Annotated in this window: 13 protein-coding genes; 10 read left to right on the forward strand and 3 right to left on the reverse strand. The window is 62.8% G+C overall.

Features of this window, described 5'->3' with window-relative positions; genetic code table 11:
- Positions 1-5 precede the first annotated feature (5 nt).
- The 9 genes from pstB to bcsZ all read left to right on the forward strand — a co-directional run bounded on the left by pstB (position 6) and on the right by bcsZ (position 14,886).
- The gene (gene pstB, locus PMI40_RS00180) at positions 6-824 is read left to right on the forward strand and encodes a phosphate ABC transporter ATP-binding protein PstB (RefSeq protein ID WP_008110886.1); all 819 of its coding nucleotides are present in this window, start codon (positions 6-8) and stop codon (positions 822-824) included.
- Between the two features lie 206 nt (positions 825-1,030).
- Entirely contained in the window at positions 1,031-1,741 is a 711-nt protein-coding gene (gene phoU, locus PMI40_RS00185) for a phosphate signaling complex protein PhoU (protein WP_008110888.1), read from the forward strand.
- A 131-nt stretch (positions 1,742-1,872) separates the two neighbouring features.
- Entirely contained in the window at positions 1,873-2,550 is a 678-nt protein-coding gene (locus PMI40_RS00190) for a response regulator (protein ID WP_008110889.1), read from the forward strand.
- Between the two features lie 43 nt (positions 2,551-2,593).
- On the forward strand, positions 2,594-3,901 hold the full coding sequence (gene phoR, locus PMI40_RS00195; RefSeq protein WP_008110890.1) for a phosphate regulon sensor histidine kinase PhoR: 1,308 nt from the start codon (positions 2,594-2,596) through the stop codon (positions 3,899-3,901).
- A gap of 280 nt (positions 3,902-4,181) precedes the next feature.
- A complete protein-coding gene (locus PMI40_RS00200; RefSeq protein ID WP_008110892.1) occupies positions 4,182-5,813 on the forward strand; it encodes a methyl-accepting chemotaxis protein in 1,632 nt (543 codons plus the stop codon).
- A gap of 326 nt (positions 5,814-6,139) precedes the next feature.
- Positions 6,140-8,527, forward strand: a complete 2,388-nt coding sequence (bcsA, locus tag PMI40_RS00205) for a UDP-forming cellulose synthase catalytic subunit (RefSeq protein ID WP_008110893.1) — start codon at positions 6,140-6,142, stop codon at positions 8,525-8,527.
- A 13-nt stretch (positions 8,528-8,540) separates the two neighbouring features.
- Positions 8,541-10,907, forward strand: coding sequence for a cellulose biosynthesis cyclic di-GMP-binding regulatory protein BcsB (locus PMI40_RS00210; RefSeq protein WP_008110895.1), 2,367 nt, complete (start codon positions 8,541-8,543; stop codon positions 10,905-10,907).
- A gap of 11 nt (positions 10,908-10,918) precedes the next feature.
- Positions 10,919-13,696 (forward strand): cellulose synthase subunit BcsC-related outer membrane protein, encoded by a 2,778-nt coding sequence (locus PMI40_RS00215; RefSeq protein WP_008110896.1) that lies wholly within the window; start codon positions 10,919-10,921, stop codon positions 13,694-13,696.
- Positions 13,693-14,886, forward strand: coding sequence for a cellulose synthase complex periplasmic endoglucanase BcsZ (gene bcsZ / locus PMI40_RS00220; RefSeq protein ID WP_008110897.1), 1,194 nt, complete (start codon positions 13,693-13,695; stop codon positions 14,884-14,886). The genes PMI40_RS00215 and bcsZ overlap by 4 nt, the downstream gene beginning before the upstream one ends.
- Positions 14,887-14,962: 76 nt before the next feature.
- On the opposite strand, the gene PMI40_RS00225 is transcribed toward bcsZ, so the two are convergent.
- From PMI40_RS00225 to PMI40_RS00235, 3 genes are all read right to left on the reverse strand, one after another.
- Positions 14,963-16,282: an MFS transporter gene (locus tag PMI40_RS00225; protein ID WP_008110898.1), complete on the reverse strand. Its 1,320-nt coding sequence runs from the start codon at positions 16,280-16,282 to the stop codon at positions 14,963-14,965.
- 257 nt (positions 16,283-16,539) lie between these two features.
- A complete protein-coding gene (locus PMI40_RS00230) occupies positions 16,540-17,292 on the reverse strand; it encodes an SDR family NAD(P)-dependent oxidoreductase (RefSeq protein ID WP_008110900.1) in 753 nt (250 codons plus the stop codon).
- 125 nt (positions 17,293-17,417) lie between these two features.
- On the reverse strand, positions 17,418-18,263 hold the full coding sequence (locus PMI40_RS00235; protein ID WP_008110902.1) for an ureidoglycolate lyase: 846 nt from the start codon (positions 18,261-18,263) through the stop codon (positions 17,418-17,420).
- Positions 18,264-19,211: 948 nt separating this feature from the next.
- Here PMI40_RS00235 and PMI40_RS00240 point away from each other — a divergent pair.
- The gene (locus tag PMI40_RS00240; protein WP_008110905.1) at positions 19,212-21,410 is read left to right on the forward strand and encodes a peptidase domain-containing ABC transporter; all 2,199 of its coding nucleotides are present in this window, start codon (positions 19,212-19,214) and stop codon (positions 21,408-21,410) included.
- Positions 21,411-21,433: the final 23 nt, after the last annotated feature.

Consider the following 21,433-nt stretch of genomic DNA (forward strand, 5'->3'; position numbering starts at 1 on the left):
CTCAAATGGCAAGCCCCTTTTCGACCAACGCCAGCAACGTGGCGGCGGCCAGCGCCCATGCGCCGGCCCTGAAGACTACCCTTGAAGTGGCGCAACTGAATTTCTACTACGGCGGCTTCCAGGGTCTCAAGAACATCAACATGAACATCTATGAAGGCAAGGTCACCGCCTTCATCGGCCCGTCGGGCTGCGGCAAGTCGACCCTGCTGCGCACCTTCAACCGCATGTACGACCTGTACCCCGGCCAGCGTGCCGAGGGCAAGATCATCTACGCCGGCAACAACATCCTGGAGCCGGGGCAGGACCTGAACATGCTGCGCGCCAAGGTCGGCATGGTGTTCCAGAAGCCGACCCCGTTCCCGATGTCGGTGTACGACAACATCGCCTTCGGCATCCGCCTGTACGAGAACCTGCCCAAGGGCGAGATGGACGAGCGCGTCGAATGGGCCCTCAACAAGGCCGCGCTGTGGGGCGAAGTCAAGGACAAGCTGCACAAGAGCGGCCTGTCGCTGTCGGGTGGCCAGCAGCAGCGCCTGTGCATCGCGCGCGGCGTGGCGGTCAAGCCCGAGGTGCTGCTGCTCGACGAGCCGACCTCGGCGCTCGACCCGATCTCGACGGCCAAGGTCGAAGAGCTGATCGGTGAGCTCAAGAACGACTACACCATCGCCATCGTCACCCACAACATGCAGCAGGCCGCGCGCTGCTCGGACTACACCGCCTACATGTACCTGGGCGAGTTGATGGAGTTTGGCGAGACCGACCAGATCTTCATGAATCCGGTGCGCAAGGAAACCCAGGACTACATCACCGGCCGGTTTGGATAAAGGCACGGCCTGGGCTACTGCGCGGCCGTGATGCCCGCACTGCGATGCTCGTCGTACCGAAAGTACGACTGCGCTTGTCGTGCAGACCTCACGACCGCTCGCTACGCCCATGCCGCACCTCGAACCGCCTGTTGGGCACTTTTCTGCACTTCGCTGCGCTCGTGCTGCTTTGCACTTTTTTTTATATTAATTTTTGGGGTTTTTACATGACCGGTGATCATTCCTCCAAGCAGTACGACAGTGATCTGGAAGCCATCCGCTCCAAGGTGCTGGCCATGGGTGGCCAGGTGGAACATCAGTTCCATGACGCCATCTCGGCCTTCCGCACCGGCAACATCGAGGTCGCCAAGCGCGTGATGAAGGACGACGAGGCAGTCAACCGCCTCGAGGTCGAACTCGACGACGCCTGCAGCCACCTGATCGTGCGTCGCCAGCCGACCGCCAACGACCTGCGTACCGTGATGGCCACGATCAAGATCATCACCGACCTGGAGCGGGTGGGCGACGAAGCCACCAAGATCGCCCGTACCGCCATTCACCTGCACAAGCGCGGCGTGGGGCTGATCAGCCACTACGAGACCGTCAGCCTGATCGCCGAGCAGGCGTCCGAGATCCTGCGCAGCGCCCTGGATGCGTTTGCCCGCCTGGACGACAAGCAGGCGCTCGAGCTGATCAAGCAGGACGCCAGCATCGACCATGGTTTCCGCCAGATCACCCGCAGCCTGATCACCTTCATGATGGAAGACCCGCGCACCATCTCGGGCTCCATCGATACGCTGTGGGTGGCCAAGGCCATCGAGCGTATCGGCGACCATGCCAAGAACATCGCCGAATACGTGGTCTACGTGGTCGGCGGCAAGGATATCCGTCATACCGATTTCGGTTCGGCCAAGGCCGCCGACGAGGAAGAGGACTGATCTCCGGCGCCCCCGGCCAACGCGGCTGAGCAAGGCGCAGGCCTGACCGGGCACACCTGTCGTGCGCAGGCAGGCCCGCAAACCGGGCGCCGGCCGCCGATGGCGCTGGCCCCTTATCGAGAGTAGAACAGATGACCACTATCCTCATCGTTGAAGACGAACCGTCGATTGCAGAGTTGATCGCGTTCACGCTCAAGGAAGCCGGCTGGTCCAGTTTCGTGGTGTCCACCGCGGCCGCTGCCTGGGATTTCGTGCAGCACCGCGCACCGCAACTGGTGCTGCTGGACTGGATGCTGCCCGACCGCAGCGGCCTGCACCTGCTGTCGCGTATCCGCGCCGACCGCCAGCTGCAGCAGATGTCGGTCATCATGCTCACCGCCAAGAGCATGGAAGAAGACAAGATCGCCGGCCTCGACAATGGCGCCGACGACTACATCACCAAGCCGTTCTCGCCGCGCGAACTGACCGCGCGCATCAAGGCGCTGCTGCGCCGCAAGAGCCCCGAACATGCGCAGGAAATCATGTCGGCCGGCCCCATCACGCTCGATCCCGCCAGTTGCTCGGTGAGCTTGTCGGGCGGCAAGATCGATATCGGTCATGCCGAGTACAAGTTGCTGAAATTCTTCCTGGCGCATCCGGATCGGGTATTCTCCCGCAGTCAGCTGCTCGATCGTGTCTGGGGTGACCACGTCGTGATCGAGGAGCGCACGGTCGACGTGCACGTGCTGCGCCTGCGCAAGGCGCTGCGCGATGCCGAACACCTGATCAAGACCGTGCGCAGCGTCGGCTACATGTTGTCCACCAGGTAACCCGGGCCTGCGGGCCCGCTTGCGCTTCACGCTTTCTGAATTCATGAGTCCACAACTGCTGTTCTGGATTCCCGCAGTCCTGCGCCTGGCCCTGTGCCTGGCCGGTGCGGGCGTCGTCGGTTTCTTCTTTGGTGCCATCGCCGGCCTGGTGGTCGCGGTGCTGGGTGTGGGAGCGATGATGATCACGCACCTGCATTTCCTGTTGCGGCTGTCGATCTGGCTCGACAACCCGGTGCAGGTGCGCCTGCCTGACGGCTGGGGCGCCTGGACCGACGTCTACGCGCGCCTGTACCGCATGCGTCGCGACGACGAGCGCAACCAGGCCGAACTGGCCGAATGGCTGGCGCGCTTTCGCCAGGCCATGAGCCTGCTGCCCGATGGCGTGGCGATCATGGACGACGTGCTGTTCCTGGAGTGGTGCAATCCGGCCGCCCAGCAGCACCTGGGGCTCAAGCTGGACCGCGACCGCGGCATGCGGGTCACCAACCTGATCCGCAATCCGGCCTTCATCGACTACATCATCCTGGGGCGCTACGAGCAGCCGCTGATCCTGACCCTGCAAGAGCGCAAGCTGATCGTGCAGATCATTCCATTCGAGAACCGGCGCCAGATCCTGGTCACGCACGACGCCACCGAGTCCGAGCGCATCGACATGATGCGGCGCGACTTCGTGGCCAACGCCTCCCACGAATTGCGCACGCCCTTGACGGTGATCAACGGTTTTCTCGAGATCGCGCTGGCCCAGCCCAACCTGGACCCGCAGACCCGCGCCGCGCACCTGAGCCTGATGACCGAGCAGGGACAGCGCATGCAGAACCTGATCGACGACATGCTGACCCTGACGCGCCTGGAATCGATCGATTACCCGCTGCGTTCCGAGGTGGTGCGCGTCAAGCCGCTGCTGGAGGGCATTGCCAGCGAAGCGCGGGCGCTGTCGGCGGGGCGGCACGTGGTCGAGCTGGAAGTCGACGGCCCCGACCTCAAGGGCAATGTCGACGAGCTGCGCAGTGCCTTTACCAACCTGGTGACCAACGCCGTACGGTATACGCCCCAGGATGGGCGCATCGTGGTGCGCTGGAACGGCGGCGAGGGCGGTGCGTATTTTTCGGTGCAGGACACCGGTATCGGCATCAGTCCCGAGCATATCTCGCGCCTGACCGAGCGCTTCTACCGGGTCGACAAGAGCCGTTCCCGCGAAACCCAGGGCACCGGCCTGGGCCTGGCGATCGTGCGCCATGTGCTGCTGCGCCATCACGCCACGCTCGACATCCACTCGGTACCGGATCACGGCAGCACCTTCACCGTCAATTTCCCGCCCAGCCAGACCAACGAAGACTTCGTGGCGCGCTGAGCGCCGCGACGGCGTGACCGGTCTTCAGGCCGTCACGCAAGCAGGGCAGGATGCGCGGCACGGGACCGGGGGCAGTGCACCCGGCCATCGACTGCGTCGGAACCGAATAATTTCCAGGCTTTGGCGCTTAACAATGGCGCAACGAATAGTCCGTAGTTTATTGACGACACGATTACCGTTGCTCGGGAATTGCCTGATACCGTGGCGAAGATCTGGGCGGCTACCATCGGCTCAGGCTGCGCAACGTCCGTCTGCGCCAAGACCATTCACAGGGGAATTCATGCGACATTTCGCCAACATGAAGATCGGCCGGCGCCTGGCGCTCGGCTTTGGCATCATCCTGGTCGCCGCCAGCATCGTGGTGGCACTCGGCATCTGGCGCCTGCACGGCATCGCCGCGGCCACCGACGCCATGATGCAACAGCCGCTCACCAAGGAAAGGCTGGTCTCGGACTGGTACCGTACCATCCACACCAGCGTGCGCCGTACCACCGCCATCGCCATGAGCAGCGATTCGGCCCTGGCCAACTTCTTCGCCGAGGAACATGCGGCCGCCTCCAAGGTGTCCAGCGCCCAGCAGAAGGGCGTGGCCGAGCTGCTCAGCTCGCCTGACGAAAAGGCCGTGTTCGACCAGCTCTCGGTGGTGCGCCAGGACTACATCAAGTATCGAGACGCCATCACCAAGGCCAAGGCCGACGGCAACACCAGCGAGGCCGCGGCGATCCTGGCCGGGCCCTACAACACGGCCGCCAAGGGCTATCTCGATCTGCTGCAGAAGTTGCTCGACGTGCAACGCGCCGGTATCGACCAGATCGCCCGCGACATCCAGAACGTCTACGAACAGAGCCGCACCCTGATGGCCGCGCTGGGCGCGTTGCTGTTGCTGGCCGGGATGTCCTTTGCCTGGTGGCTGGCGGCCAGCATTACCCGTCCGCTGGCGCGCGCCGTCGAGGTGGCCCAGACCGTGGCCGCGGGCGACCTCAGCTCGCGCATCGACAGCACCCTGGCGGCCCGCCGTGACGAGACCGGCCAATTGCTGCACGCCTTGCAGACCATGAGCGACAGCCTGGCCAGGATCGTCGGCCAGGTGCGCAGTGGCACCGACGCCATCGGTACCGCCTCGCGCGAGATCGCCGGCGGCAACCTCGACCTGTCGGCCCGCACCGAACGCCAGGCCGGGTCGCTCGAAGAGACCGCCTCGGCCATGGAGCAATTGACCTCGACCGTGCAGCAGAACGCCGACAATGCCCGCCAGGCCAACCAGCTGGCGGCATCGGCTTCGTCGGTGGCGCACCAGGGCGGGCAGGTGGTGTCGCAGGTGGTGGCGACCATGCAAGGCATCAGCGACGCCTCGCGCAAGATCGTCGACATCATCGGCGTCATCGATGGCATCGCCTTCCAGACCAACATCCTGGCCCTGAACGCGGCCGTCGAAGCGGCACGCGCCGGCGAGCAGGGGCGGGGCTTCGCCGTGGTGGCGTCGGAGGTACGCTCGCTGGCACAGCGTTCGGCCGCCGCCGCCAAGGAAATCACCGGGCTCATCAACGACACCGTGGCCAAGGTCGGTTCCGGCAGCGCCCTGGTGGTGCAGGCCGGCAGCACCATGGATGAAGTCGTCACCAGCGTGCGCCATGTGGCCGATATCGTCGGCGAGATCAGCGCCGCCAGCGGCGAACAGAGCGACGGCATCAGCCAGGTCAACCTGGCCATCACCGACATGGACCAGACCACCCAGCAGAATGCGGCGCTGGTCGAACAGGCCGCCGCTGCCGCCGAAGCCATGCAGGAGCAGGCGGTGCGGCTGTCGGAAGTGGTCAGCCAGTTCCGCCTCGGCGCCGAACCCACGTTCGCCGCGGCACCGCGTGAACCGATGCTGGATATCACTCCGGGAGCGCCCGCACTGGCGCGCTGATCACCTCCCCCTGATCGCAGCAAGGCCGGACCGCCACCAGGCGCTCCGGCCTTTTTCACGTCCGCCGGGCGCCTCGCTCAGGGAAATCCCGATGGCGACGCCATGCTTGCCGTCGCACAATCTGTGCACGGGATCCATTTGTTATTTTGCCAAGGTTCTTGTGATGATTTAGTTGGTTTGATGGAAGGTGGCAGCGCCTCTTCCTTGACGAACACTTACCCGGCTTTTATATGTTGCGACAGCGCAACGCCTGCCGCCGAGTCTAGACTTTCAGGCTTGGCAACGGAAAGCCGGTCGATCGAACCGGAAGTGGAAAGCAGCGCTCAATGAACAGGCAACACACCGATCAACCGGATCTTCCCGCCACACCGGCCGGGCACGCAGGCAGCCTGGCCGCGCGCGCGGCCATCGGAGCGCTGTGGCTGGCGGTGGCGCTGGTGCTGCTGGCAGCCATCACGGTGCGGGTCGACCTGGCGGCACAGGGCGTCATGGCCGGCAGCGCGGTGGCATTGATGCTGTTGATGCGCAGCTTCGGCTATGTGCGCCGGCTGCGCGTATTCTTCCTGCTGGTGTCCAGCTTCCTGCTGTTGCGTTACCTCTGGTGGCGCACTTTCAACACGCTGGCCTACGACAACGTGGCCGATTTCGTCTTCATGGCCATGCTGTACCTGGCCGAGGTCTACGGGATCTCGGTGGCGTTGCTGAGCTTCTTCGTCAACGTCCATCCGCTCAAGCGCGATCCGGTACCGCTCGACCTGCGGCCCGGCAAGTTGCTCACGGTCGACGTCCTGATCCCTACCTACAACGAACCCACCGAGCTGCTCGAGATCACGCTGCGGGCCGCGCTCGACATGCGCTATCCGCAAGCCTCGCACGTGCGGGTGTACCTGCTCGACGATGGTGGCACGCTGCAAAAGCGCACCCAGGCCTCGCCTGCCAAGGCAGCCGAGGCCCGGCAGCGGCACATCGACCTGCAGGCACTGGCACGCCGTCACGGCGCCCGCTACCTCACGCGCGACAAGAACCTCAATGCCAAGGCCGGCAACGTCAACGAAGCGCTGTCGCACTGCATCGGCGACCTGGTGCTGATCCTCGATGCCGACCACGTGCCGACCGTCGACTTCCTCGAAAAGACGGTCGGCTTCTTCCAGCAGGACGAAAAGCTGTACCTGGTGCAGACGCCGCACTTCTTCATCAATCCCGATCCGGTCGAGAAGAACCTGGACATGTTCGGTCGCATGCCGCCCGAGAACGAGATGTTCTATGCGGTGATACAGCGCGGCCTCGATTTCTGGGATGGTGCCTATTTTTGCGGTTCTGCCGCCGTGATCCGTCGTTCGCACCTGGATGAAGTGGGCGGCATCGGCGGCGTCTCGATCACCGAGGACGCCGAGACCGCCATGAAGCTGCACGCCAAGGGCTATCGCAGCGCCTACCTGAACGAACCGCTGATCTCGGGCCTGCAGCCGGAGACCTTTTCCAGCTTCATCGTGCAGCGCCTGCGCTGGGCGCAGGGCATGGTGCAACTGTTCCTGCTGCGCAATGTGTTCACCATGAAGGGGCTGACGATCCCGCAGAAGCTGTGTTATTTCTCCAACACCTTCTACTGGTTCTTCAGCTATGCGCGGGTGATGCTGTTATTGGCGCCGATGGCCTACCTGGTGCTGGGACTGCGGTTCTATAACGCCAGCATTCCCGAATTCTTCGCCTACGGGCTGCCGGCCATGGTCGGCGCCATCCTGACCTCGGATTACCTGTTCGGTCGCTATCGCTGGACGCTCATCTCGGAACTGTACGAAATGCTGCAGTCGCTGTTTTCGCTGCAGGCGATCCTGATGGTGATCAGGAACCCGCGCGCACCCAGCTTCAATGTGACGCCCAAGGGCGAGCACCTGGAACATGACACCGTGTCGCAACTGGCCGGCCCGTTCTATTTCGTCTATGCGATGGTGGTGCTGACCATGGTGGTGGGGCTGTTCAAGCTGGCGCACGCCAATGAGCACCAGGATGTCATCATCTCGGCCCTGTGCTGGGACCTGCTCAACCTGATCATCCTCAATGCCTGCATCGGGGTGCTGTATGAACGCAAGCAACGGCGCGCCTCGCCGCGGGTGCCGGTCAACCTGAACGCCGAAGTGGCGCTGCAGCGTGAAGACGATGCCGGCGTTACCGAGCGGCTCGATCCCCGGCACAGCGCCGAAATCGAACGGGTGCTCGACGATCCGTTGCCGTGCCGGGTGGTCGATATTTCATCGGGTGGCGCGCAGTTGCAGTTCGCCATCGAGCTGGCGGGCCAGGTCAACCTGCGCATGAACCGCCTGCGTGTCTACAACCATGCGCTGGGCCATGACAGCCTGGTACCCATTGCCGTGCGCAGCAGCTTCACGTCCAAGGACAAGAAGCGGTTCCTGGTGGGCGTGCAGTTCACCGACCGCAGCGTGGCCGGCCTGTCCGAGACGGTCTCGCTGGCCTCGGGCGACAGCGAACGCTGGAGCCGCTATCGGGCCCACCGCAACCAGCGCCTGGGCATCCTGGGCGGCATCGTGCTGCTGGTGCGCCTGGGTACGGTGCATGTCAGTGCCCAGTACTACCTGTTCTGCAAGGGCATGCTGGCCTATCTGCATCGGCGCCTGGTGGCGCCGTTGCTGGCGACGCGTTTCGTGGCCTCGCTGCCGTACCGCCTCAAGCGTTTTTATCGTTATCTCATCAACTGATCCGGAGTTGCTCATGTCCTCGCCCAACAGCCTCGCGCGGCGTTTTCCCCTGGTTGCCACCGGCAGCGTGCTGCTGGCCGCGGCCCTGTTGTCCGGCTGGCAGGCACTGGCGCACGCGCAACAGCCACAGCAGTCACAGCAACCGCCGCGCGCCCTCGTAGCGCCAGCGCCCGCCGCTACCGCCAATGTCACCGTCGCCGGCACCGCGCTGGCGCCGGCCAAGGACGGCAGCCGCGAGATCCGCCTGGCCGACCTGGGCGGCAAGCCGGGCCCGATGCGCCTGACGCGCCTGGACGGCGCGGCCATGCTGGCAATGCCACTGTCGCGCCGCGAAAACATCAAGTCGGCCGTACTGCACCTGGTGTCGACCAACTCGATCGCCTTGAACAACCGCTCGCAACTGGTGGTACGTCTCAACGGCCACAGCATCGCGCAATTGCAGTTGTCGGCCCGCCAGCCAGAGATCACGGCCGACATCCGCCTGCCGCTGGACCAGCTCAAGCCGGGCTACAACCAGTTGATCTTCCGCGTGGCGCAGCATAGCCAGGACAGCCAGTGCGAAGACCCCAATGCCCCCGAACTGTGGACCGAGATCGACACCGTGCAGTCCACGCTGCGCCTGCAATCCGAGCTCAAGCCGGTGGCCCCGCTGTTGTCCGACTTGAACGACCTGTTCGATCCCAAGCAGCACGTGGCACAGAAGTTCAACATCATCACCGCGGTTCATCCCGGTTCCGACGATGCGCTGGCCGCCGGTGGCATGGTGGCGCAGGGCATCGGCCTGAAACTGAAGTATGTGTTGCCGGCCATCCGCCAGGTCGATGCGCAGGCCGGCAATGGCGGCGGCCCCGTGCCCGGCCTGCAACTGGGCGCACTGGCCGGCGCCGACAACGTGCTGGTGGGCACCCGCGAGCAGCTCAAGCCCTATCTCGACGCCAGGATCCTGGCGCAGATCAAGGACAGCTTCCTCGGCATCTATGCCATGCCCGACAGCCAGCACGTGCTGCTGGTGGTGTCCGGCATGGATGCGCGCCAGGTCAGCCGCGCCGCGCAGGTGTTTGCGTGGCAGAACCTGGAGTTCCCGCAGCAGAACCAGTGGACCATCACCGACTTCATGCCGCCCGATTTGCCCAACTACCTGCCCCAGGCCAATATTGCCGCGCAGGGTATCTACAGCTTCAAGCAACTCGGTTTCAGCACCGGCCCCATCACCACCGTCTCGCCTGCCGAGGTCAACGTCAACCTGCCGCCCGATGTCTACGCCCAGGAAGACGCGCAGATGGAGTTCCGCCTCAATTTCTCGCAGGGTGCCATGCTCAATTCGAGCATGGTGATCAACCTGTACCTGAACGACGTATTCCAGCGCGCCATTGCGATCGAAGACCGCCAGGGCGGGTTCTATGACAACTACCGCCTCAGCCTGCCGCTGCGGCACTTCAAGCCCGGCAACAACGTCCTGTCGTTCCGTCCGGTGATCATGCCCAACCGCCAGTGCGACCAGACCGGCCCGCTCAACATGAGCCTGTTCGACGATTCGTCGCTCAAGGTGCCCTACATCTATCGCTTCGCCCAGCTGCCCGACCTGTCGCGCTTTGCCAGCAATGCCTTTCCGTATGTGACGCAAAGCGACGGCAGCCGCCTGGCGGTGGTGGTGGCCGGTCGCGACAGCGCCACCATCGGCGCGGCATGGACCCTGCTGGCCAAGGTGGCCCAGAAGCAGACCGTGCCGCTCAACGGCGCCCAGGTCACCTTTGGCAAGCCCACCGTCAATCGTCATGCGCTGGTCGTGGGCGCCGTGGGCAACCTGCCCAAGGACCTGATCAAGGAAGCCCCGTGGACGCTGGAAAGCAACCTGACCTTCGCCGGTGCCTCGATCCCGATGGCCACGCCAAGCACGCAATCGAGCTGGTTCCGCCAGCAGTTCCAGACCATCGCCGGCACCAACCGCAGCACCGCCGATTCGAGTTACCTCAATACCGGCGTCACCGGTGACGCCCGGCTGCACCGGCAGATGCTTGTCATGCAGTTTCGTGCCTCGGCGCTGGACGACCATACCGCCACCGTGTTTGCCTCGGCCTCGCCCGAGCAGCTGGAGCAGGGCATGGAACAACTGGTCAGCCCGGCGGCCTGGAACAACCTGGCCGGCGACGTCTCGCTGCTGTCGCTGGGCAAGAACGAAGTGGCCACCCAGCGCCTCGGTCCGACCTACGACGAAGGCACCATCGGCAATGCCGAATACCTGGGCTATATCGCATCGAAGTATCCCTGGATCTGGTATGGGGTCGTGATGTTCGCCTTGCTGGTACTGGCATGGCTGGTCTGGAGGCAGCTGCGTGCCCACCTGCGCCGCCGCCAGGCCCACCGTAACCTGGACGTCTGAAGGAAGACCACGTGAGCGCGCCCCGTTTTCCCCGACAGAAGCTTTTCGCACGTAGCCTGGGCCTGGCCGCGGCGGCCGGTTGTGCCTGGCTGGCGCCGCCATCCTGGGCGCAGCAGGGCAACCTGGACCGGGTGCAACGCCAGGACCAGCAGATCGACGTGGTGCGCGGCGGCGATGCGCGCGCCAGCCGCGGCGTGCAGCAGGCGTTGCGCCAGCGCGCCGAGCAGGACCGGCGCCAGACCGGCCAGCTGCGCCAGCGCGAACAGCAGGCCCTGCTGCGCCGTTCGGCGCAGCAAGCCGAGGCCACGATCGCGGCCGGCACTGCGGCGGTGGTGGCCGAAGGTGTTGACGAACGCGGCCTGTGGAAGCTGCTGCAACAGAAGAACCTGGTCGCCTTTGACCGCCAACTGGCCAGCCTGCGCCAGCGACACGGCCAATGGCAGCCCTCGGCTGGCCTGCTCCAGGAACGCCAGCGCCTGCAGGCCGAGGTCGATATCGAACGCGCCCTGGCTGCGGCAGCCGGCGGGCAGGGCGGCGCGCTGGACGGCCTGCAGGCATTGATCGTGCGTTACCCGGCGCAATTTTCGTGCGAGCGCATCGACCGCTTGTGGAGCGCCGCCGAATTTCTTGCCAAGGGCGGCCGCGGCGCCGCCGCGCTGGCGCTGTATCGCTCGGTGTTTCCCGATTGCACGCCGCCGGCCAACCGCATCGCCACGCTGTACATGGCACGGCAGACCCTGGGGGCCGACAGCGCCGCCGTCACGCAGCTGGTCGAGCTGGAGCGCGATGCCCAGCGCGACGACGACAGCCAGGCGCGCTATGCACGGCTGGTGTACGACCGCGAACTGACGCGCCTGGCGGCGCTGGCCCCGGCCAGCCCACAGGCCCTGCAACGGGTCGCGCCGCTGGCCGAAGCGGTACGCGGCTACCTGGATGCGCCGGCCGCTACGCTGGTGGGCTGGATCATGCTGGCCCACGACGACCTGGCCGAAGCCGCCGTCTGGTTCAACCGCGCCCGCCAATGGCAACCGGCCAATGTCGACGCCCAACTGGGCCTGTTGCAGATTGCGCTGGACACCGGCAATGTGGCCGGCGCCGAGAGCCTGCTGGCGCAACCGGCGCTGGCGGCCGACCCGCGCGCCCGTGCCCCGCGCGCGCGGCTGCAATTGCTGCGCGCCGACCGTCTCAACCGCGACAAGAACTACGGCGCCAGCCTGGCCGCGCTCGACGACGCCATGCGCCTGGGCGCCAGCGCCGACGAGACGGCGCAGCTGCGGGCCTGGAACCTGTATGGCAGCGGTCGCTACGAGCAGGCGTCGCAACTGTTTGCCAGCCAGTACCGCAGCAGCGGCGACGCCCGCATGGCCGAAGGCTGGGCGCTGGCCGAAAGCGCCCGCGGGCGGCTGGACCTGTTGGCCGGCGATCCCGAGGCCCGCCACGCGCCGCTGGCCGACTATGTGATGGCGCTGCAGGCCCAGCAACTGTATTACCGCAAGCAATTCATCGACGCGCGCGGCCTGCAGCGGCGCATCGAATCCGACCTCGCCGCGCAGGACACCAAGGATGCGGTGGCCGGCCTGCAATTGCGCGACAGCATTGTCGCCTACCAGCCCCAGGCCGACCTGACGGGCGTGGACGCGGCCTCGGTGACGGCCGGATTGACTTATTCCAACCACGCCGGCGGCGAGGGCCAGGGCCATCTGGCAACCCTGGCCCCGGCCTTGCGCGCCGAATGGTTCGGCGGCACCAATGGCACCCGCATCTACAACCTGCGCTGGCGTGCCCTGCAACTGGACGCCGGGCGCATTACGCCCGACCGCACCGCGCAGGCCCTGGGCGTGCCGGCCGGCGCCACGCAATCGGGCAAGCCTGGCGTGCAAGACCTGTGGTTCAGCGTCGAAGACAGCCTGTGGCTGACTGCGCCGGGGCGGCTGTCGTGGCAGGCGGCCCTGGGCGCGACCACTGGCGGCGCCGGCGGCAGCGCACTGCATGGCATGGCGACGCTGGGACAACAGACGGCATGGGGCAACTGGTCGACCTATGTCGGCAGCAACCCGGTGCGCGATTCGCTGCTGTCATGGCGCGGCAATGCCCTGGGTACCAGCGGCGACTGGTGGGGCGCGGTGCGGCGCAATGCCATCGGCGCCCGTACGCTGGTGCAGGTGAGCCCGCGCTGGAGCGCATCGGCCAATGCCGAACTGGCCAATTTCAACGGCCACAACGTGCAGTCCAATCGTGCGGCGGTGCTCGACCTGGGCGCCGGCTACGATCTCAAGCTGGCCAACTTCGATTACTTCAACGTCGGCCCGGCGCTGCATTACCTGCACTACGACAACAACCAGAACCAGTACGGCTGGGGCCTGGGCGGCTACTACAGCCCGCAGCGCTCGGTCAGCCTCGGGCTGGCGTCGCAGTTCCAGACCGAGGAAGGACGGCAGGTGCAACTGACGGGCAATCTGGAACTGGGCATCAATCGCGCCAGCGAGTCGGCATCGAGCTGCCTGCCGGTGGCATATCGCAGCGTGGCGGCAGGCGCCATCAATTGCGGTTATGCTGGCAGCAGTAACAGCGGCATGTACACGCATGTGCAGCTGGCGGCGGTGAAGCGACTGTCGCCGCGCTGGCAGCTGGGCGTGCTGGGCGACCTCAACGTGACGCCCGGGCGCGACCGGCAATATGCCACCATGCTGTTCGTGCGCTACTTCTTCGACGACCGGGCGGCGGTGTTCAGCCGCGACCTGCCGAAGAACACGCGCGACTTCTCTGGCCAGTTGGACGATGGACGATGACATCATTGCGATACAAGCGGCGCCTGTTGCTCCAGGCTACCGCGGCACTTGCCTGCAGCAGCTGGCTGCCGGCCATGGCGGCTGACGCCCGGCCTGCGGCCTGCGCGCCCGCCTGGCCCCAATGGGACGCCTTTGCACGGCGCCAGATCCAGGCCGACGGCCGCATCGTCGATTTCTCGGTGCCCGAACAGCACAGCACGTCCGAGAGCCAATCCTACGGCATGTTCTTTGCGCTGGTGGCCAACGACCGCGCGCGCTTCGACAGCATCTGGCGCTGGAGCCGCGACAACCTCGGCGCCGGCTCGGACAAGTTGCCGGCCTGGCACTGGGGGCGCCGCGAGAGCGGCAGTTTCGGCGTGCTCGATCCCAACTCGGCGTCCGACGCTGATCTGTGGTTTGCCTATGACCTGCTGGAAGCGGCACGCCTGTGGCAGCAGCCGCAATATCATGCCGCGGCGCTGGCGCTGCTGGCCCAGGTCAAGCAACGTGAAGTCAAGGTCATGCCCAAGCTGGGGCCGATGCTGTTGCCCGGGGAATTCGGTTTCGATGCCGGCAAGGAGCGCTGGCGCCTCAATCCCAGTTACCTGCCGCTGCCCTTGTTGCGCCGTTTCGCCACGGTGGACCCGACCGGCCCGTGGGTCGCCATGGCCCAGGCCAGCGCGCGGCTGGTCATCGAATCGGCGCCGCAGGGGTTTGCGCCCGACTGGGTGATCTACGACGCGGCCAAGGGTGTCGTGCCGGATACCGAACGTTCGACCCTGGGCAGCTACGACGCCATCCGCGTCTACCTATGGACAGGCGTGACCGCCGATGGCGATCCGCTGGTGGCCGGCGTGCGCAATGCGCTCGCCCCGATGGTGCGCGCCGTGGTCAATTATGCCGCCCCGCCCGAGAAGATCGACAGCGTCACCGGTGCCCCGGTGGGACGTGGCCCGATCGGGTTCTCGGCGGCGCTGCTGCCATACCTCAAGGCGGTGCAGGCCGATGATGCGCTGGCCGCGCAGCAGCGCCTGGTGGCCGACAAGTGGTCGGCCTGGCAAGCCGGCGCACCCAAGCCGGGGGCTGCCGGCGACGGCGAATTCAATTACTACAACAGCATGCTGACCTTGTTCGGCTGGGGCTGGCTGCAGGGACATTACCGCTTCGACGCCAACGGCCAGCTGTTGCCCGGCTGGGCCTGCAGGTCCTGATATCGCTGGCACCAGCGGCGTCCCCATGACGACAAAACCCGCCATCAGGCGGGTTTGTCGTTGTTGCGGATAGCGCTTACTTCTGTGCCGGCTCGCGGAAATAGATCCGGCGCGGCAGCGCCCACAGCAGCAGGGCGGCACCCACCACGCATTCGGCAGCCACCACGTACAGGCCGATGGCGGCACTGCCGGTGATGTCGCGGATCTTGCCGACCATGTACGGGGTGATGATGCCACCCAGCTGGCCCACCGAGTTGATCAGCGCGATGCCGGCGGCCGCGGCCGCGCCCGACAGCACGCGCGGTGGCAGGATCCAGAACAGGCCGATACCGGCGATGATGCCGGTGGCGGCAGCCGACAGCGCGATCACCAGGATCAGCGTGTTGTCGCCGAAGTAGGCTGCGGCGGCATAACCGACGCCACCCAGCAACGCACACAAGGCCAGGTGCCAGCGGCGTTCGCCGGTACGGTCAGAGTTGCGGCCGATCAGGATCATGCCCAGGCCGGCCGACAGGTACGGCACCATCGAGATCAGGCCGATGATGAAGGTGTCGTCGGTGCCGGCGGTCTTGATCAGCTGCGGCATCCAGAACACCAGGCCATAGATGCCCGAGGCCAGCACCAGGTAGATCAGCGACATGACGATGGTGGTCGGCTGCTTCATGGCCGCGCCGAACGAATGCACCGCTTCGCTCTTGGGTTCGGCCGCCAGGCGGTCGATCAACAGCTTCTTTTCGTCAGCCTTGAGCCAGCGCGCGTCTTCGATGCGGTCGTCGATCACCAGATAGCAGACCACGCCCAGGATGACCGACGGAATGCCTTCCAGCACGAACAGCCATTGCCAGCCGTGCATGCCGGCCATGCCGTGGCTCCACTTCATGATGCCACCCGAGAGCGGGCCGCCGATGATGCCGCACACGGCGATGGCCGCCATGAACAGCGAATTGATGCGGCCGCGCCGCACCGACGGGAACCAGTTGGTGAAGAAGTACAGCGCGCCCGGCACGAAACCGGCTTCCAGCAGGCCGATCAGGAAACGCAGCACATAGAACGAGGTCTCGTTGGAGACGAACATCATGGCCGCCGAGGCGATGCCCCAGGTGACCATGATGCGGGCGATCCAGCGCTTGGGGCCGACGCGGTGCAGGATCATGTTGCTCGGCACTTCGAACAGGAAGTAACCGATGAAGAAGATACTGGCGCCGAGGCCGTAGACGGCGTCCGAAAAACCGAGATCGCTTTGCATCTGCAGCTTGGCGAAGCTGATGTTGACGCGGTCCAGGTAGGCGAACACGAAGCAGATCATCAACAGTGGCACGAAGCGCAAGGTGATCCTGCGGTACAGGTTGGATTCTTGAATCTCCGCCGCGCTGGACGGAATGGGGGTTGCTGCCATGTTGTCTCTCCTCTGAGGGTCTTTGGGTCTTTGTTTGAAACCGAAGGCGCAAGCGTCCGCCACCGCGGGTGTCACGGTGCGAACCCTGATGTTTGTGTTCTTGTTATCAAGCTGGCCCACGGAAGGACTCCGGGTGCCCATGCTGCATTTCTAATACTTATTGTCGCTGCTGGCCGGCTGCATCGTGTCCCCGTGCAGCGGGCTGGCGTCCGGCGGCGCCGTGGGGCGCCGTCGGATGCGGTGGCATCAACCGCCGATCAGTAGGTCGCGCGACCGCCCGACAGGTCGAACACCGAAGCGGTGGTGAACGAGTTTTCTTCCGACACCAGCCAGGCCACCATGGCGGCCAGTTCTTCCACCTTCACGAAGCGCGCTCGGGGGATCTTCGACAGCATGTACTCGATGTGCGCCGGGGTGCACTGTTCCAGGATGCGGGTCTGGGCCGCGGCCGGGGTGATGGCGTTGACGGCGATGTTCTTGGTCGCGGTTTCCTTGCCCAGGCTCTTGGTCAGCGCGATCATGCCAGCCTTGGCGGCGCTGTAGGCCGATGCGGTCGGGTTGCCTTCCTTGCCGGCGATGGACGCGATGTTGACGATACGGCCGTAGTTCTGCGCGATCATGCGTTGCACCACCACCTGGTTGACGTAGAAAGCGCCGTTCAAGTCGATGTCGATCACGCGACGCCATTCCTCGGGCGAGTAGTCCGCCACGGGTGCGTTCTGGCCGGCGATACCGGCGCTGTGGACCAGGATATCGATCGACTGGGTCACTTTTTCGGTTGCTTCGATGGCGCGCTTGACGTCGGCTTCGCTGGCGATGTCGACCTTGACGGTCTCCACATGGCCCAGCTTTTCCAGCTTGGCACGCGCTTCGGACAGGGCCTTTTCGTCCATGTCCCACAGCACGACCTTGGCCTTGCCCTGCAACAGGCGCTCGGCGACGGCATAGCCGAAACCTTGTGCACCGCCGGTGATGATGGCGCTACGGCCCTGGAAGTCGTAATGATTCATAAGTGCTCCTTCTCGTGATCTTGAGGTGTGTCGCGCGAGCGTCTGGCGTCGCCGCAGCGTTATTTTTATTATTGGATGGATGGTCGTGCCACGGCCGGGCGCGTGGGCGTCCGGCCGCTATCGATCTAGGCGTCGATGGTCTTCTGTTGCTGTTCGCCCAGGCCGTCGATACCCAGGCGCATGGTCTGGCCAGCACGCAGGTACACCGACTCGGGCTTGACGCCCATGCCCACGCCCGGAGGGGTACCGGTGGAGATGACATCGCCCGGTTGCAGGCTCATGAACTTGGACAGGTAGGCCACCACGTGGGCCACGCCGAAGATCATGGTGCTGGTATTGCCGTTCTGGTAGCGCTTGCCGTCGACTTCCAGCCACATGCCCAGCTTTTGCGGGTCGGCGACTTCGTCGCGGGTGACCAGCCATGGGCCGATCGGACCGAAGGTATCGCAGCCCTTGCCCTTGTCCCAGGTGCCGCCGCGTTCGATCTGGTATTCGCGCTCGGACACGTCGTTGACGACGCAATAGCCGGCCACGTGCGACAGTGCATCCTTTTCGTCGATGTAGCTGCCGCCCTTGCCGATGACCACGCCCAGTTCGACTTCCCAGTCGGTCTTCTTGGAGCCGCGGGGGATCTTGACGTCGTCATTGGGGCCGACCACGGCCGATGTCCACTTGTTGAACACGACCGGTTCGGCCGGGATCGGCAGATTCGATTCGGCGGCGTGATCGGCGTAGTTCAGGCCGATGCAGATGAACTTGCCGATATTGCCGACGCAGGCGCCGATACGCGGATTGCCATCCACCACGGGCAGGCTGTCGATGTCGAGCGCGCGGATCTTGGCCAGCGTAGCGTCATCGAGGGCAGCGCCATTGACATCCTTGATATGGGCGGACAGATCACGGATCTTGCCAGCCTGGTCGAGGATGCCGGGCTTTTCCTGCCCAACCGGGCCGTAGCGGAGTAATTTCATCGTATTTCCTTTGGAAAGATGGGTTGTCTCAATATCCGGCACCGGCGGCCCACCCAGCGGGCTGCACACGACTTTGCGGCACCTTGTCGTTTTTGCGGATTGGATAATACCAGTTTATTGGTAAGACCAATGTGTTGTGGGGGATAAGATTTGGTTATTGGGTGATGCCCCTGCGAGGTAAGGGCGCGCAAGATTGCCGTGCACAGTGACGAATCGTGGCGGTTCTTGGGTAACGATAGCGGACAAAGCATAGTGAGGAATCGCCCCTACGTTAGCAGACCGGCTGATTATCTGGTTGTCGTGCCTGTTGATGAATAGAGAGGCGTATGCCTAGACGATTGTCCAAGTCACCTTTGGATGTTTGTCTTTATGAATATTCTTAGTTGAATCGGGTATCTCTATATGAAAAAAAATTCCGATATATGTAAGTATATGTAAAACCGCCGCATGCTAGAGTTCTCGCTTGCTGAAAATCTTGCCAGCGGGGGCGGGACAACATGTCTTTCAGCAGGGCATTTCATCGGTCAGGGGAGCACGGCGTGGCGGGGGCTGCACTAGATACATTTTTATTCGGGAGCAGCAACTCAATCGTTGCAGGAGCCCATGCCGTTCCGTTCGTCAACAAAGCGGACGACAACCTAATCCAGCATGTCATTCGGCATTTGCTAACTTCCCTCTGCGTTTCAATCAAAAATCGGTTTTCGATCATGGCATTCGTCAGCGCGGTAGGGAAATTGCGTTGGGCACCCATTAGGCCCTACGCGCCTATCGTCGTTGCCGGTCTGCAGCTGCCTTCGATGAAATTTCTTTTTCGAGCGAGGGGCGGGATTTTTGCTGGAGAAGGTTCACCCATACATTCAGCGTTCAATTAACTTCCGATGGTGCAAGTGCAGGTGGGCTCTTAAAGCCTTTCCTGATAAAAATGGGTAGCAGTTATCTGCTTCAAAAATGGTCGAACGAATTGTGGCGCCTGAACTTCAAACGGAATACCTATCTAGCGATCAAGTCGTGTGGGCCATAGGGAGTGCGGTCCAAGTAAATCGGATCCCATTCGATGCTGCATTACTGAATCAGTCATTTCCCCCACCATACACATTCTCTTCCCTCGTCGAGCCGTGTCGACGCCTGGGACTTACCGGCACACTGAAAACCGGAATCCGTAAGATTCAGAAGGCGAAGTTTCCTTGCCTTATCGAACTCAAGAAAATCGGGGAAACTAGCAAAACTGAAGCAGATGCCACTGGCTCCCTTCAGAAAGAACCAGAGATTCTATTTGCCGTCAAAGCTGATCCCGAAGGGGTCTGGGTGTTCTATCCTGGGCAGCAAAAACCCGTTCAACTAACTTTAGAGGCGCTTAACGCCTTATCTACGGGACAATTTATTGAATGTCTCGTGGTCAATAAGAGTGTTTCCGATCCTGATTCGAACAGCAGGAAGCGGTTTGGTTTTTCCTGGTTTATTCCTGTTTTATTGAAACACAAATCAATTTGGCGTGATGTACTCGTCGCTTCCCTGGTCATACAGCTGATTGCTTTAGCTACCCCTTTATTTACGCAAGTAATCATCGACAAGGTGGTCGTGCATCAAACGAGCAGCACGTTGATCGTGATGGGTATCGGGCTTGCGGTGTTCATGGTCTTCAACGCCATACTGACTTGGGCTCGTCAATACCTCGTTCTCCACACAGGCAATCGAGTAGACGCACAGCTCGGTTTGGCGGTGATGGAGCATTTATTCAGATTGCCGCTAGCGTATTTCGAGAATCGGCCCACTGGAGTTATTGCCGCTCGCTTGCACGGTGTCGAAAGTGTTCGTGAATTTGTGTCGTCCAGTATCGTTACATTGATATTGGATTTGCCATTCCTTCTAATTTTCGTCGGCATCATGTTCTACTACAGCGTGCCCCTGACCTTGATGGTACTGGGTATCTTGTTAGTAATCGCGCTGTTATCGGTTGCCATCGCGCCGATTTTCAGAACGCGCATGAACTACCAGTTTCTGCTGGGGGCTCGAAATCAGGCATTTCTGACCGAATATGTTTCTGGCCTGGAGACAGTCAAAAGTCTCCAGATGGAACCACAATTAACAAAAAAATGGAGAGGCTACCTGGCCAGCTATCTCGAAGCTGGATTTCAGACGCGTCAGATTGCGAACACGTATAACGTTGCGGCCAACATGCTGGAGCAGTTGATGACGCTGCTTGTCCTGACTGTCGGCGCCTGGCAGGTGATGAACGCGTCCACTGGTGCTAGCGAAGCCTTCACTATCGGCATGTTAGTCGCATTTCAAATGTTTTCAGGGAAGTTGAGCCAGCCCATCTTGCGCCTCGTGGGCTTATGGCAGCAATTCCAGCAGGCGTCCATATCGGTAAAACGCTTGGCGGATATCATGGATGCGCCAGCGGAGCACTATGCTGTTTTGCCTAGCAGAGATGCCAAGCAAGTGGGCCGAGTCGAAGTCATAGATGTCGCTTTCAAATATGGGCGCGACCGGCCTTATCTGTACCAGCATCTCAACATCACGTTGCGACCGGGAACTACGTCGGTTCTTATTGGACCATCGGGCTCAGGAAAGTCGACGCTAGCCAAGCTTTTGCAAGGCTTCTATCAGCCTGCAGAAGGACAAATAAAAATTGACGGCGTGGATATTCGGCACTTGGCAGCGAATGAACTGAGGTCCTACTTCGGCATCGTTCCACAGGAGACGAATTTGTTCTCCGGTTCCATCTATGACAACTTGATGTTTGCAAATCCACAGGCGACTTTTGATCAGGTTGTTCAGGCGTGCAAGATGGCTGAAATTCATGCCGTTGTCGAAGGTCTCCCGCAAGGATATCAAACCGAGATTGGTGAGCGAGGCGCTGGCTTGTCAGGTGGACAAAAGCAACGACTTGCAATTGCCCGAGCTTTGTTAAAGAGACCCAAAATTCTCATTTTTGATGAAGCCACCAGTGCACTTGATTCTGAGACGGCCGAACAATTTGCGAGAACGATTAATACCTTGAGGAGAAAAGTAAGCATGCTCTTCATTACACACCAACTTCCGAAAAATCTACAAATTGATGAAGTTATACGAATTGGCGAGAAATGTCTTCTCGAAGTTCCTAGCAATGGAGTTTCTAAAAATGACCATAACGACAATCTTTAGACAATGTCGGGCGACTTTATCTA

The sequence above is a fragment of the Herbaspirillum sp. YR522 genome (assembly GCF_000282575.1).
GTDB lineage: Bacteria > Pseudomonadota > Gammaproteobacteria > Burkholderiales > Burkholderiaceae_D > Herbaspirillum.